This window comes from Methylobacterium sp. C33D, assembly GCF_053345825.1.
The window spans coordinates 159880-173748 of sequence record NZ_JBKFAV010000011.1; the positions used below are offsets into that span (position 1 = coordinate 159880).

Consider the following 13869-nt stretch of genomic DNA (forward strand, 5'->3'; position numbering starts at 1 on the left):
CGGACGAGACCGGAACGGCATGAACATCTTCTGCTAACAGTGTCATAACCTGTGGTCGAATCGGGCTTCAGGGCTGCGCGTGTGTCGGCTTGCATACGCGGCCGAGTCCGGCCAACTGGGCCGAACATCCCTCGCCACAGACCCGACCCACCGACACCGTGTACGTCCTCACCGACATCGCCATCTCGAACTGGTACCTGATCCGCCGCGAGCAGATCCGCCTGCGCGGCGCCGCGGCGCTGGTCGGGCCGACGGGGGCCGGGAAGTCGACGATCTTCGACGCGGTCGGCACGGTGCTGGCCGGCAACAACGCCAGCCGCCTCGCCCTCAACGCCTCGGCCTCCGGCCGCAGCGCCCGCACCGTGCGGGACTACTGCCTGGGCTGGATCAGCGACCCGGCGGAGGGCGGCCGCCCGACGCGGGAATCCTGCGAGACCGTGCTGGTGCTGGTCTTCGAGAACCCGGATTCCGGCCGCGTGGTCTCGGTCGGCCTCGCCCTGGCGGCCCGGGCCGCCGAGCCGAAGGAGACCGTGCTGTCGCGCTTCATCGCGGTCGGGCACCGGTTCGAGGTCTCCGACTACGCGCGCACCGCCCCCGGCGGCACCTACACGGCGCCCTGGAGCGAGATCGCCGCGGACCTGCGCGGCCGCGCGGCGAGCTTCACCGAGTACCGCACCTCCGGCGAGCGCTTCACGTCCGACGTGCTGGCGACCCTGCGCGAGGGCGCGCCGGCGCCGGAACCGCGCCACTTCCTGCGCAGCTTCGCCAACGCGGTGGCGTTCAAGCCGATCTTCGACACCAGCGCTTTCGTGCGCGCCTTCGTGCTCGAGCCGGAGCCCCTCGATGTGGAGCGCGTGCGCCACTCCATCGCCAACTGGCGGCGCCTCCGGGAGACCATCGCCGAGCTGGAGACCCGGCTCGCGCGCCTCCGGCGCCTGCGCGACCGCTACGAGGCCTGGGGCGAGGCGGTCCTCGCCGCCGCGACGCACGAGCTGCGGGCGGCCAGCGCCGAGCTGCGCCGCCGCAGCCTCGACCTCATCGCCGTCCGGAGCCGCCTCCGGGAGGGCGCCGACACCCTGCGCATCGCCCGCGAGCGCGTCGCGGCGAGCCGCGGCTACGTCCGCGAGATCGACGGCGAGATCGCCGAGAAAAAGGCGCTGGCCGCCGCGAGTGCCGCCGAGGGGCGCCTCGCGGCCTCGACGCTCGGCCTGTCCATGCTGGAACGCGACCGCAAGGAGCTGGTCGGCCGGATCGGCGACCTCGTCGCCCTCGTCGGGCAGATGGCCAAGCTCCAGCCGGTCGCCCCGATCCTGCGCCAGAGCTGCCCGCAGGCGGCCCGCCTCGCCGAGGCCTGCGCCCGGGCGGGCCTGCGCCGGGAATCCTCCCCCGAGGAGATCCTGCGCCCCGACGGGCCGCTGGCCGAGCTGACCGACGGGCTGGCGCGCCTGCCCGACTTCGACGAGGCCCTCGAGCGCGCCGCCGAGGACGCGGCGCTCAAGGCCCGCGCGCAGGAGAGCGAGGCCGAGCGCGCGGCCCCGCGCACCGGCGGCGGCCCGGCGGCGCGCCTGTCCTCCGACACGCTGGCGTTCCGCGGCGAGCTGGAGCGGCGCGGCATCGACGCGCTGCCGATCTGCGAATTGGCCGAGATCGTCGACCCGACCTGGGGCCCGGCCCTCGAGGGCCTGCTCGGCCGCGCCCGCGAGGCTCTCGTGGTCGCCCCCGACCGGCTGAACGAGGCCCTCGGCGTGCTGCAATCCGGCCGCGACCGCTTCAGCCGCTGCATCCTGGTCAAGACCACCGACACCGCCAAGCAGCGGTCGCGCCGCTACGACGACGGGCCACTGACCGTGATCGAGACCCGCGACCCTCACGCGGAGGCGTTCCTCGGCGTGCGGCTCGGCGGCTACGACCTCGCCCGGGACGATGCCGAACTGGCGCGCCTGTCCCGGGCCGTGGCGCCGAGCGGCCGGACCACGGCCGGCATGGCCTATACGGTGACCCGCAGCGTCGACCTGCTGATGACCCGCGGCCATCGCGGGCCGACCGCCGACAGCCGCCGCGCCCACGAGATCGCCGTCGCGGAGGCGCGGCGCCTGCGCGGCGAGGCCGCGGTCCTGCGCGAGGCCGCCCGGACGGCCGCAGCGATCCGGGCCCGCGTCGCCCGCGGCCTCGACGACGTGGAGGCCCTGCGGGCCGAGCTCGACGGGCTCGAGGGACGGCGGCGCACCCTCCAGACCGAGCGGGAGGGCATCGAGAAGCGCGACACGGCCGGGCTCACGGCCGAGATCGCCGCGCTGACCACGGAGCGGGTCGGCTACCTGCGGGAATTGTCGGAGGAGCTGGAGCCGAAGCTCGACCGCCTGCTCGCCGACGAGGCGGCCCTGCGCGCCCGGATGGGGCCGGTGCGCGAGGCCGTCCGCGCCGCCCTGTCGGCCCGGCGCGCGGCCCTGCGCCAGCTGAGCGCGGGCGACGCGGCGCGGGTGCGCCTCGCCCGGGACGTGCCCTTCGACCTCGGCGTGATCGCCGAGGCGCGGCGGGCGCTCGCCGGCCTCGACGCCAAGGCGGCCGGGTCGCGGGTGAGCGCCGAGCGCGGCCTCGCCCGGGACTCCGCCGAGGCCGCCCGCTCGCACGGGCGGATCGCGGAGCGCGAGCTGGCGGAGGCCTGCGCCGCCTGGCGGGTGGAGAACCCCCTCGCCTCGGGCGACGCCCCGGCGATCGACGGCTTCGCCTGGGTGCGGCGGGAATACGAGGCGGTCGAGGGGCACGAGCTGCGCCGCTACCGGGCGCAGGCCGAGCGGGCCGAGTCCGAGATGCGCCGCCTGATGACCGAGGACCTGCTGACGCGCCTCGCCGACCGGTTCGAGCGGGTCCATGCCCGGCTCGCGGCCCTGAACGAGCGGCTCTCGGCCCGCAGCTTCACCGGCCAGACCTACGCGTTCGAGGCGGCGGTGGACCGCCGCTACGCCGCCGTCCACGCGCTGGCCACCGAGACCGCCCGCTCGCCCGAGGCCGCGCAGGCGCTGCTCGCCGGCGAGGCCGAGGGGCCGATGGCCGCCGCGCTCGAGGAGATCACCGCGCTGATCGCCGGCGCGGAGGACGCGGCGCGGCTCGCCGATTACCGCAACTACTTCGTCTACGAGATCGGCATGCGCGACCGGGCGGGCAACCGCACGACGATGTCGGCCCGGGCGCTGCGCGGCTCCGGCGGCGAGGCGCAGGCGCCGTTCTACGTGGCGATCGCCGCGTCGCTCGCCAGCGCCTACTATCCCGGCGACCGGCCGGGCGACGAGAATCCGGGCTTGGGCCTGTGCCTGCTCGACGAGGCGTTCTCGAAGCTCGACGTGCGCAACAGCCAGGCGCTGGTCGACCTCTACCGCGCCTGGGGGCTGCAGCTCCTGATCGCCGCCCCCGAGGACAAGCGCACGACGCTGACCGAGGTGATGGACACGATCGTGACGGTCTACAAGAGCCCGGATCTCACCTCGGTCCGGATCGAGGCCGAGCACCCCCTCGAGGCGGCCCGGCGGGCGCTGCACGCGATCAACCCCGACCAGGTCGGGATCGAGGGCTTCCGCCAGTCGGACGCCGCGGAGTGAGCCCGCGGGGTACCGGAGCGGGGCTTCGCGCCGCCGTCCCCGGTATCCCCGTTCTCCGGGTGATCGATCTTCAGTTCAGGTAGGTGCGGATCCAGTTCGGAGAGAGGATCTCGCCCTCTTCGGTGATGATCCAGGGCTGCTTGGCCGGGTCGGCCAGGGCGCCGGCCGCGGCGGCGATCGCCTCCCGCAGGGTCTGGTAGCGCTCGGGCTGCGCGAGCGGGGCGCTCGCCGGGGCCGTGCGCCAGATCGTCAGATCCGCGGGCCGTTCCAGAGCTTCGGTTTCCATGGGTACTCGTCCTTCCGAACCGTTTTGGACCGTTCAGACCGCCGCCGCCGGGCTCTGCCGAGGGGCTGCGGCGATCGATGGTCTGCGCGTCAATGCAAGCATCTCTGCGGCAGCTTTGCGATCAATTCGGGCGGTTCTCGAAACCAGCGTCCGGTGCCGAGGCACGAGTCCGGGCGCGTTTCGGTGTTCCGTGTCCGTATTGAGCGCGACTGAGCTGCTCTGGACTTGCGAGAATTGTGGCTCCCGAATGATGACCATTCCGTTAGCCAGTCTGCGCCGGTCGCCGACGTGCGCCAGAACACGTCGTGGGCCCGTCGGCGGCGGCGCACCTCTGTGTTGACGCCCCGATCCTGAACGCGCACTTAAGGCTCCGCCCGCCGCGGGCCCGCCCGCGCGCTTCACTGTCGGAGCCACCCGTGCCGGATCGTACCGTGCGCATCGTCCTCGCCGCGGTCCTGGTCCTGCTGGCGCTCTACGTCGCCCAGCCCTACCTGCAGCCGCTGCTCTACGCGGCCGACACGCCCCGGGCGATCACGGCCCGCGGCGATCTGGCACCGGCCGAGGCCTCGACGGTCGCGCTGTTCGAGCGCGCGAGCCCGTCCGTCGTTCACGTTTTCGCGCAGGGCGCCGCGCAGAACCGCGACCTGCTCGATCTCGACGATCAGGGCGGCGAGCAGGGCGGGACGCAGACCGGCACCGGCTTCGTCTGGGACGGGGCCGGCCACATCGTCACCAACACCCACGTCGTGCAGAACGCCGCGCAGAGCGGCGGCTCGGTCTCGGTCCGGATGAGCGACGGCGAGGTCGTGCCCGCGACCCTCGTCGGGATGGCGCCGTCCTACGACCTCGCGGTGCTGCAGCTCGGGCGCGTGCGCCACATGCCGCCGCCGCTGGCGATCGGCACCTCGGCCGATCTCAAGGTCGGTCAGTCGGCCTTCGCGATCGGCAACCCGTTCGGCCTCGACCACACGCTGACGACCGGCGTCATCAGCGCCGTGCGGCGGCGCATGCCGACGAGCGAGGGCCGGGAGCTGTCCGGCGTGATCCAGACGGACGCGGCGATCAACCCCGGCAATTCCGGCGGCCCGCTCCTCGATTCCGCGGGCCGGCTGATCGGCGTCAACACCGCCATCGTGTCGCCCTCCGGCGCCAGCGCGGGGATCGGCTTCGCGATCCCCGTCGACGTGGTGAACCGGATCGTGCCGGAGCTGATCAAGGCCGGCCGGGTGCGCAATCCCGGCATCGGCATCATCGCCGCGCAGGAGGCGGCCACGGCGCGGCTCGGCATCGACGGCGTGGTGATCGTGCGCGTGCTGCCCGGCTCCCCGGCCGCGCAGGCCGGGCTGCGCGGCGTCGACCCGCAGACCGGCGACCTCGGCGACGTGATCGTCGAGGCCAACGATCGCCCGGTCCACCGCCTCGCGGACCTGACCGCGGCCATCGAGGAGGCCGGCCTCGGCGCCGGCGTGACCCTCAAGGTCGAGCGCGACGGCCGGATCCGGCAGGTCCGCGTCACCACCGCCGAGGTCGCGGAGAACCGGCGATGACGCGCGCCACCCTCTTCCTCCTGGCCCTGGTCCTCCTCAGCGGCGCCGCGGGGGCCGGCGAGGCGCCCACGCGCGCCCGCCTCTGCCCGGAGAACCTCCCCGAGGGCGCGCGCCTGCCGCCGCAGCCCGGCTGCGACGCCGCATTCCGCCAGCCCCGTCCGCGCCGGCCGGGTCACTTCGATCTTGGCGACGGCACGAGCATCCAGATCGGCGGCAGCGCGTCGGCCCTCTACGGCGTGCGGCGCTGAGCGATGGTGCTGTTCGCCGGCCTGCTCGCCTGCCTGACCCTGTGGTGGCTGTCGAGGAACTCGGGCGGCCTCGGCCGCCGGCTGCGGGGCGGTCTCCGGGCGGGGCTCGCCGCCGCCCTCGGGCGCGCGCGGGTGCCGACCTTCGGAGCCTTCGCGCTGCTCGCCGCCGGGTTCCTGCTCCTGCGCGGGAACGTCGTCCTCGCGGCCCTGCTCGGGCTCAGCGGCGTCTGGATGATCGAGGGTCAGGCGGCCATGACCGCGCGGCTCCGCCGCCTGATCCGGCCGGGATCCGGCGCGCGCCCGCGCGACCCGCAGGACCGCCGCTTCCGCACGATCCTCATCGACGCGCTCGTGCGCCCGGACGGCAGCCTGCGCACCGGCCGCGTCATCGCGGGGCCCGGCGCCGGCGCGTGGCTCGACACCATGCCCACCGGGGCCGTGGTCGAGCTGCTCCGGCTCTGCCGGATCCGCGACGCCGCGGGCGCGGCCCTGCTAGAGCCGTATCTCGACCGCCGGGCGCCCGGATGGCGTGTAGACGCTGAGGGCGATCGCGACCCGCGGCCGCGCCGTCCGTCGCACCCAGGGCCGATGACGCAGGAGGAGGCGTACGAGGTCCTGGGGCTTCAGCGCGGGGCGACCGCTGAGGAGATCCGGTCGGCCCACCGGTCTCTCATGAAGCGCGCCCACCCCGACCAGGGGGGCAGCGCCGAGGGAGCGGCGCGCGTCAACGCGGCCCGGGACAGGCTTCTGAACCGACATCGCTGAACTCCACGCGCGTTGTCAGAGAGTTACCGATCGTCGGCCGCTTGCGAACTCGGTCGCGGCCGTTCCGTATCCGGCGCGCGGGCGCGCCGGTGGGTCACGAAACGCGGCGCGCGGGCGCGCCGGCGGGTCGCGCGGGCCTCAGCTCCGGGTGGCGAAGCAGCTGAAGCCGCTGCGCTTCAGGGCCGAGCAGGCCTCCTGGGCGGAATCCTGCTCGGCGAAGCCCGAGAAGCGGGCCCTGAACAGCGTGGTCCCGCCGTGCTCGACCTTGACGGTGTAGGGGGCGGCCTTCGACAGGCTGCCGCCGACCTTGGCGCGGGCCTCCGAGAGCATCGTGCGGGCCTTGGCCTCGTCGTCCATGGCGCCGAGCTGGATCACCCAGGCGGTCGGCACGACGCGGGCGCCGGAGACCGCCTTCGGCGGCTCGTCGCGCTCGAGGGAGGCCACCCGGGCCGTGGACTTGGACGCGCCCGGGAAGGGCGGCTGGGCGTTGCCGCCGCCGGCATAGGCCTGGGCCGCCTTCGGGATCCCCTGCGGGCCCGGCTTCCAGGTGCCGCCCGGCGTCGTCGTCTTGGCGGGCGACAGGTCGAGGGGCTCGCCGGTGGTGCCTGTGGTCTCGACATCCTCGTCGTCCGCGGAGGCGACCTGCGTGCGGGTGCGCGAGACCGCGTCGGCGACGACCGCCGGGCGGGCGCGCTCGGCGACCTCGGTGACCGGCGCCGAGATCCGGGCGCCGGCATAGGCGCGCGGCAGGCTCGAGCGGACGAGGTCGGCCATGATCCGGTCGCGGCCCGCGCCGGACTTGCCGCCCAGGACGATCGCCACGATCTGGCGGCCCTCGGACTTCGCCGCGGTCATCAGGTTGAAGCCGGAATCGCGCGTGTAGCCGGTCTTGATGCCGTCCACGCCCTGGACGTTGCCCAGCAGGTGGTTGTGGTTGCCGATCACCCGGCCGCGGAACGCGAAGGACCGGGTCTGGAAGTAGCGGTAATAGTGGGGGAAGCGGTCCTGGATCGCCCGCGCCAGCACGGTCAGGTCGCGGGCGGTGGTGAGCTGCTCCGGATCGGGCAGGCCCGAGGCGTTGGCGTAGTGCGTCCGGCTCATGCCGAGGGCGTGGGCCTTCGCGGTCATCATCTGGGCGAAGCGCTCCTCGGAGCCGGCGATGTTCTCGCCGATGGCGCAGGCCACGTCGTTCGCCGACTTCGTCACGATCGCCTTGATGGCGTCCTCGACCGAGATGGTCTGGCCGGGGCGCAGGCCGAGCTTCGACGGTGCCTGGGCGGCGGCGTGGGCCGAGATGGTCAGGTCGGAATCGAGGGCGAACTTGCCCCGCTCCATCTGTTCGAACAGCAGGTAGAGCGTCATCACCTTGGTGATGGAGGCCGGGTGCCGCAGGGCGTCCTCGTTCACCGCGTGGAGCGTCTTGCCGCTCTTCACGTCCACGACCATCGCGGCGTAGGGCGGGTTGTAGCCGCCGGTCGCGCGGGCGTGGTGATGGTGCCGGCCGCGCCGGGCCTCGGCCGGCGCGGCCAGGGTCGTCAGGACCGCGGCGGCCAGGATCGCGGCCGGGAGCGCTGGAATCGTCCGAGAGCGGCCTACTACGCTACGCATCACGCCTGATTGCCTCGCGAGACCGGTACTGGCCGGTCGTATCCCCTGCGGAGCCTCCCGCCGATCGCGTGGCCCCGCTGCATCAGTGGAGAGTTAGGCAAGTGCAGTTACAGGCCCGTTAATGCGATCGCCGCGCGTGCCGGATCGTGTCGCTCCTGCCATCCCTTACCGGCCGCCCTCGCCCCGCCCTCGCCCCGCTGTCGCCGGCGGGCCGTTCCGTGGCGGTTCCGGGCCTGAGGTCCTACCGGGCCGAGCTTGACGCTGGCTGTCGTGCCGCACACTCTCGCGGCGATCCGAGATGACCGGCCGCGGATGGCCGGCCGTCTCGGCGGCGGTCCGGAGATCGGCGATGCAGAGACCCCCTGCCCTTCCCCTGGGCCCGGCCGTCCCCGGGTTCGGAACGCCCCTGCGGCGGTTCGGGATCGCGAGCCGGGCGGCCCAGACCCTCGGCATCGAGTACCTCGACTCGTTCAAGCAGGCCCTCGACGATCTCGGGACCACCTGGGGGGCGCTGGCGGCGGCCCGCAGCCCGACCGAGATCCTGGCGGTGCAGACCGCGTATCTGCACCGGGCCGGGGAGCGCGCCGCGGCCCGCTCCGCCGCCGCCGGCGACGCGGTGCTCGGCCTGACCGGCGCGCTCCTGCGGCCGAAGGCGGTGTCGCCGCCGGCGCCCCGCCCCGGTCCGGCGCACTAGCGGGTCGACGGTCATGCGCCGCGGGCGCGCCGTGCAGGGCGGACAAGTGCGCACAGGCGTCTGGCGAAGTCGGCTCACCGTCTGTAGATTAACCGGCGCGGAGCTGAGCGCTGCTCCCGGCAGGCCAGGATCAGGATCGGCCGTCAGGGCCGGCGGCGCCCGCTCCGAGCAAGGGATCGGTTCGACGCACATGACACAGGTCCCCACGCAGGGCACCGCGAGTTCGACGAGGGAGCACCGGCCGGCGCGTGTCGCGGTCACGGCGTCCGGCTCGCGCGCCCCCGGCGGCGACGACCGCTCCAACACCGCGATCATCACGCGCACGAAGCCGCGGACCAAGCGGCCGAGTCTGTACCGGGTACTCCTTCTGAACGACGACTATACGCCGATGGAGTTCGTGGTGCTGGTGGTCGAGCGGTTCTTCAACAAGAGCCACGAGGACGCCTACCAGATCATGATGCACGTGCATCAGAACGGCGTCGGCGAGTGCGGGGTCTTCACCTACGAGGTGGCGGAGACCAAGGTGACGCAGGTCATGGACTTCGCGCGCAAACACCAACATCCTCTCCAGTGCGTTATGGAAAAGAAATAGGCGCCGCTCGCGGTAGGCACGAAGGACAGAGGCCAGCTTTGCCAAGCTTCTCACGCAGCCTAGAACAAGCCCTCCACCGCGCCCTGGCGCTCGCCGGGGAGCGCCGGCACGAATACGCGACGCTGGAGCATCTCCTGCTCGCCCTGGTGGATGACCAAGATGCGGCCGCGGTCATGCGCGCCTGCAACGTCGAGATCGACACGCTCAAGCGCAGCTTGGTCGACTACGTCGATACCGAGCTCTCCAACCTGACCGGCGACGGCCGGCAGGACGCCAAGCCCACGGCCGGGTTCCAGCGCGTGATCCAGCGCGCGGTGATCCACGTCCAGTCGTCGGGCCGCGAGGAGGTGACCGGGGCGAACGTGCTGGTGGCGATCTTCGCCGAGCGCGAGAGCCACGCCGCCTACTTCCTGCAGGAGCAGGACATGACCCGCTACGACGCGGTCAACTACATCAGCCACGGCATCGCCAAGCGCCCCGGCGCCTCCGAGGCGAAGCCCGTGCGCGGCGCCGACGAGGAGGGCGCGGCCGAGCGGCCGAGCGACGACGGCGATCCCCGCGGCGCCAAGAAGAAGGGCGACGCGCTCGACGCCTACTGCGTGAACCTCAACAAGAAGGCGCGCGACGGCAAGATCGATCCGCTGATCGGCCGCGAGAGCGAGGTCCAGCGGACGATCCAGGTCCTCTGCCGACGGCAGAAGAACAACCCGCTCCTCGTGGGCGATCCCGGCGTCGGCAAGACCGCGATCGCGGAGGGGCTGGCGCGCAAGATCATCCAGCACGAGGTGCCGGAGGTCCTGGCCGACGCGACCGTCTTCTCCCTCGACATGGGCACGCTGCTCGCCGGCACCCGCTACCGGGGCGACTTCGAGGAGCGCCTCAAGCAGGTCATGAAGGAGATCGAGGCGCACCCGAACGCGATCATGTTCATCGACGAGATCCACACGGTGATCGGCGCCGGTGCGACCTCGGGCGGCGCCATGGACGCGTCGAACCTGCTGAAGCCCGCTCTGGCTTCGGGCACGCTGCGCTGCATCGGCTCGACCACCTACAAGGAGTACCGCCAGTACTTCGAGAAGGACCGCGCCCTGGTGCGCCGGTTCCAGAAGATCGACGTCAACGAGCCGTCGATCCCCGACACGATCGAGATCGTGAAGGGCCTGCGCCCGTACTTCGAGGAGTTCCACAAGCTCAAGTACACGACCGAGGCCGTGAAGGCCGCTGTCGAGCTGTCGGCCCGCTACATCAACGACCGCAAGCTGCCCGACAAGGCGATCGACGTGATCGACGAGACCGGCGCCTCGCAGATGCTGGTGCCGGAGGCGCGCCGCAAGCGCACCATCGGCATCAAGGAGATCGAGGCGACCATCGCCACGATGGCCCGGATCCCGCCGAAGACCGTCTCCAAGGACGACGCGGTGGTGCTCCAGCACCTGACCGAGAACCTCAAGCGCGTGGTCTACGGCCAGCCGAACGCGATCGAGGCCCTGACCTCGGCGATCAAGCTGGCCCGGGCCGGCCTGCGCGACCCGGACAAGCCGATTGGCTCGTACCTGTTCGCGGGCCCGACCGGCGTCGGCAAGACCGAGGCCGCCAAGCAGCTCGCCGCCTCGCTCGGCGTCGAGATGCTGCGCTTCGACATGTCGGAGTACATGGAGCGCCACACGGTGAGCCGCCTGATCGGCGCCCCCCCCGGCTACGTGGGTTTCGACCAGGGCGGCCTGCTCACCGACGGGATCGACCAGCACCCGCACTGCGTGCTCCTCCTCGACGAGATCGAGAAGGCGCATCCGGACCTGTTCAACATCCTGCTGCAGGTGATGGACCACGGGAAGCTGACCGACCACAACGGCAAGCAGGTCGATTTCCGCAACGTCATCATCATCATGACGTCGAACGCGGGCGCCTCGGACCTGGCCAAGGCGGCCTACGGCTTCACCCAGTCGAAGCGCTCCGGTGACGACGTCGAGGCGATCAACCGGCTGTTCGCGCCGGAATTCCGCAACCGGCTCGACGCGATCATCTCGTTCGGCCACCTGCCGAAGGACGTGGTGGCGAAGGTGGTGGACAAGTTCGTCCTCCAGCTCGAGGCGCAGCTCGCCGACCGCAACGTCACCATCGAGCTCTCGGACGAGGCCCGGGACTGGCTGGTGGAGCACGGCTACGACGACGCGATGGGCGCGCGCCCGATGGCCCGGCTGATCCAGTCGACCATCAAGACGCCGCTCGCCGACGAGGTCCTGTTCGGCAAGCTGAAGGATGGCGGCGCGGTCCGGGTGGTCGTCCGCAAGCCGGAGGATGCCGAGGCCAAGGCCGGCGCCAAGGACAGCCTGGGCTTCGACTTCCCGGCGGGCCCCGTGACGCCGAAGCCCGAGAAGGACGTGACCAACGCCGCCAAGCGCCACAAGCGCGCCAAGCCGCGCACCGCGTCCCGGAAGAAGACGCCGAAGGACAACAAGGGCGGCGGCGGCAGCTCGGGCGGCGGCGTCCGGACCGTGCCGAAGGTGCCACTCGTGCGCGCCTAATGGTGTGCATGCCGGCCGGCGGCCTTCCGGACTCGGGGGCCGCCGGTCTATGACCGCCGCGACGCGCATGCGCCGCGGCGAGGAGGCGCCCGATGACTGACAACCTGCACGAGGGACCCCTGTCCCCCGTCGCGCAGCCGGCGCCCCCCAATAAGCTGACCCGGCGCGAGGAGCGGCGGCGGCGTCGCCAGCGGCGCCGCCGGGGCGAGGAGGTGCTCGCCTGGGTGCTGGTGCCGTTCATCTGCTTCGGTATCTACTGGGGCATCGCCGCCGGCTTCGACTTCTTCGGCACCTCGCCGGGCCAGGTCTGGGACCAGCTGATGCAGGTCAAGGCCATGATGGAGAAGCGTTCGGGCCCGCAGGGCGCGCGCGGCTAGCGCGCCGCTCCGGTCCGGGCGCGGGAGGCGACGCCTCCGGACGGTTCCGAGCGGGCGCGCCCATGACACCGACCCGTCGATCGCTGCTCGCCGCCCCCCTGCTGGCGATGCCGGCCCTCCGGACCCGGGCCGGCGGCGGGCCCGTGGTCGTCGTCGGCGCCGGGGCCGCGGGGCTCGCGGCCGCCGCTCTGCTGCGGGCGGCCGGGCAGAGCGTCACTCTCGTCGAGGCGCGGGACCGGATCGGCGGCCGCGCCTTCACCGACCGCGCGCTCGGCGACGCGTGCCGGTTCGACGCCGGCGCCGAGTACATCCACTGGGCCGAGCGCAATCCCTGGGCGCCCATCGCCCGGGCGGCGGGGGCGCACATCGCCCGCGAGGACGGCTGGGCGCGCCGGCTCGTCGTCGACGGCCGCCCCGCCACCGCCGCCGAGGCGGCGCAGCGGCGCGCCGGCTTCTCCGGCCTCGACGCGCTGCTCGCCCCGAAGGCCGGCGACCCGTCCCTGGCGGAGGCGGCCCGGGCCGGCGGCCCCGACGCCGCCCTGGCGGCGGCCGGCCTGAGCCGGCTCTCCCTCGGCGAGGATCCCGAGCGGGTCTCGGCCGTGGACTACGACCGGCTCTGGTCCGGCTCCGACCTCTGGATCGACGGCTACGGCGACCTCGTGGCGCGGCACTTCGCCGACCTGCCGGTCAGCCTCGGCTGCCCCGTGCGGGCGATCGACTGGTCGGGCCGCGGGGTCCGGGTCGAGACGGCGCGGGGCACGATCGCGGCCGCGGCGGCCATCGTCACGGTGCCGGTCGGCGTGCTCAAGGCCGGGGCCGTGGCCTTCGCGCCGGACCTGCCGGACGCCGCCCGCACGGCGCTCGACGGGCTGTCGATGGGCGCCTACACGAAGATCGGCCTGCGCCTCGACCCCGCGCGCCTCGACGGCGCCGACCTCGGCGACGCGGTGTCGGTGGCGACGGGCGGCCCGACCATCTACTTCGAGATGCAGCCCTTCGGCCGGTCCCTGGCGGTCGCCAATCTCGGCGGCGACCTCGCGCGCGACCTGTGCCGGGCCGGCGAGGCGGAGGCGGTGGCGCTCGCCACCGAGCGCCTGGTCGCGGTCCTCGGCGGCGGCGCCCGCGGCGCCGTCGAGGCGGGGCGCCTCGCCGGCTGGTGGACGGACCCGCACGCCCATGGCTCCTACTCGATCGTCGCGCCCGGCCACGCCGCGGCTCGGGACCGCCTCCGCGAGCCGGTCGGCGGGCGCCTGTTCTTCGCCGGCGAGGCGCTGGCCGGCGGCGGCGCCATGACGGTCGGCGGGGCGACCCTCGACGGCGAGCGCGCCGCCCGCGCGGTGCTGAAGGCGCTGGGCGCCTGAGCTGCCCGTCCCGGTGGTCCGTCTCGGTGGTCCGTCTCGGAGGCCCGTCTCGGCGGCCCGCTCAGGCGGTCGCGGTGCGGCGCGTCGGCCGCGCGGGCGCCGCGGCGGCGGCCCGGCGCCGGGGCGACGGGAGGCCCTGTCTGTCGTGGGTCTGTCGCTGCCGCAGGCCTCCCGGCGCCTGGTCGGCGAGGGCGGCCCGGTCGCGGAACTCTCGGAGAGCTACAAGCAGGCCTACAACCGCCTGCGGCTCGACCCCGCCCACGAGGAGCC

11 protein-coding genes and 1 pseudogene are annotated in these 13869 nt (G+C 73.6%); 10 read left to right on the forward strand and 2 right to left on the reverse strand.

What is annotated here, in order from left to right:
- The first annotated feature begins 158 nt into the window (after positions 1-158).
- Positions 159-3596 (forward strand): SbcC/MukB-like Walker B domain-containing protein, encoded by a 3438-nt coding sequence (locus tag ACLBXO_RS11230; protein WP_447685420.1) that lies wholly within the window; start codon positions 159-161, stop codon positions 3594-3596.
- A gap of 70 nt (positions 3597-3666) precedes the next feature.
- Here ACLBXO_RS11230 and ACLBXO_RS11235 read toward each other — a convergent pair whose 3' ends face one another.
- Positions 3667-3882: a hypothetical protein gene (locus ACLBXO_RS11235; RefSeq protein ID WP_012317798.1), complete on the reverse strand. Its 216-nt coding sequence runs from the start codon at positions 3880-3882 to the stop codon at positions 3667-3669.
- Between the two features lie 416 nt (positions 3883-4298).
- Between ACLBXO_RS11235 and ACLBXO_RS11240 the strand changes: the two genes are divergently transcribed.
- Genes ACLBXO_RS11240 through ACLBXO_RS11250 form a run of 3 tightly spaced genes read left to right on the forward strand, consistent with a single transcriptional unit; the run spans position 4299 to position 6442 of the window.
- Entirely contained in the window at positions 4299-5429 is a 1131-nt protein-coding gene (locus ACLBXO_RS11240; protein WP_331312496.1) for a S1C family serine protease, read from the forward strand.
- Positions 5426-5677, forward strand: coding sequence for a hypothetical protein (locus tag ACLBXO_RS11245; protein WP_447685421.1), 252 nt, complete (start codon positions 5426-5428; stop codon positions 5675-5677). Before ACLBXO_RS11240 ends, ACLBXO_RS11245 begins: the two co-directional genes overlap by 4 nt.
- A gap of 3 nt (positions 5678-5680) precedes the next feature.
- Positions 5681-6442: a DnaJ domain-containing protein gene (locus ACLBXO_RS11250; RefSeq protein WP_447685422.1), complete on the forward strand. Its 762-nt coding sequence runs from the start codon at positions 5681-5683 to the stop codon at positions 6440-6442.
- Positions 6443-6580: 138 nt separating this feature from the next.
- Here the strand turns inward: ACLBXO_RS11250 and ACLBXO_RS11255 are convergent, their stop codons facing one another.
- Positions 6581-8050 (reverse strand): D-alanyl-D-alanine carboxypeptidase, encoded by a 1470-nt coding sequence (locus tag ACLBXO_RS11255; protein ID WP_331316590.1) that lies wholly within the window; start codon positions 8048-8050, stop codon positions 6581-6583.
- A gap of 349 nt (positions 8051-8399) precedes the next feature.
- On the opposite strand from ACLBXO_RS11255, the gene ACLBXO_RS11260 reads away from it, so the two are divergent.
- The 6 genes and pseudogenes from ACLBXO_RS11260 to ACLBXO_RS11285 form a co-directional block, all read left to right on the forward strand.
- On the forward strand, positions 8400-8744 hold the full coding sequence (locus tag ACLBXO_RS11260; RefSeq protein WP_447685423.1) for a phasin family protein: 345 nt from the start codon (positions 8400-8402) through the stop codon (positions 8742-8744).
- Positions 8745-8934: 190 nt separating this feature from the next.
- On the forward strand, positions 8935-9336 hold the full coding sequence (gene clpS, locus ACLBXO_RS11265; protein WP_331316588.1) for an ATP-dependent Clp protease adapter ClpS: 402 nt from the start codon (positions 8935-8937) through the stop codon (positions 9334-9336).
- 38 nt (positions 9337-9374) lie between these two features.
- A complete protein-coding gene (gene clpA, locus ACLBXO_RS11270; protein WP_331316587.1) occupies positions 9375-11861 on the forward strand; it encodes an ATP-dependent Clp protease ATP-binding subunit ClpA in 2487 nt (828 codons plus the stop codon).
- Positions 11862-11953: 92 nt separating this feature from the next.
- The gene (locus tag ACLBXO_RS11275; RefSeq protein WP_447685424.1) at positions 11954-12238 is read left to right on the forward strand and encodes a hypothetical protein; all 285 of its coding nucleotides are present in this window, start codon (positions 11954-11956) and stop codon (positions 12236-12238) included.
- Between the two features lie 62 nt (positions 12239-12300).
- Complete coding sequence (locus ACLBXO_RS11280; RefSeq protein WP_447685425.1) at positions 12301-13599, forward strand: flavin monoamine oxidase family protein; 1299 nt, start codon at positions 12301-12303, stop codon at positions 13597-13599.
- A 106-nt stretch (positions 13600-13705) separates the two neighbouring features.
- Positions 13706-13869, forward strand: a pseudogene (locus ACLBXO_RS11285) (HAD family hydrolase); the annotation flags it as partial.

Coding starts and splice junctions, on each gene's coding strand:
- ACLBXO_RS11245 (WP_447685421.1), top strand. CDS start 5,426: ATGACGCGCGCCACCCTCTTCCTCCTGGCCCTGGTCCTCCTCAGCGGC.
- ACLBXO_RS11255 (WP_331316590.1), bottom strand. CDS start 8,050: ATGCGTAGCGTAGTAGGCCGCTCTCGGACGATTCCAGCGCTCCCGGCC.
- ACLBXO_RS11235 (WP_012317798.1), bottom strand. CDS start 3,882: ATGGAAACCGAAGCTCTGGAACGGCCCGCGGATCTGACGATCTGGCGC.
- ACLBXO_RS11280 (WP_447685425.1), top strand. CDS start 12,301: ATGACACCGACCCGTCGATCGCTGCTCGCCGCCCCCCTGCTGGCGATG.
- ACLBXO_RS11250 (WP_447685422.1), top strand. CDS start 5,681: ATGGTGCTGTTCGCCGGCCTGCTCGCCTGCCTGACCCTGTGGTGGCTG.
- ACLBXO_RS11275 (WP_447685424.1), top strand. CDS start 11,954: ATGACTGACAACCTGCACGAGGGACCCCTGTCCCCCGTCGCGCAGCCG.
- ACLBXO_RS11260 (WP_447685423.1), top strand. CDS start 8,400: ATGCAGAGACCCCCTGCCCTTCCCCTGGGCCCGGCCGTCCCCGGGTTC.
- clpS (WP_331316588.1), top strand. CDS start 8,935: ATGACACAGGTCCCCACGCAGGGCACCGCGAGTTCGACGAGGGAGCAC.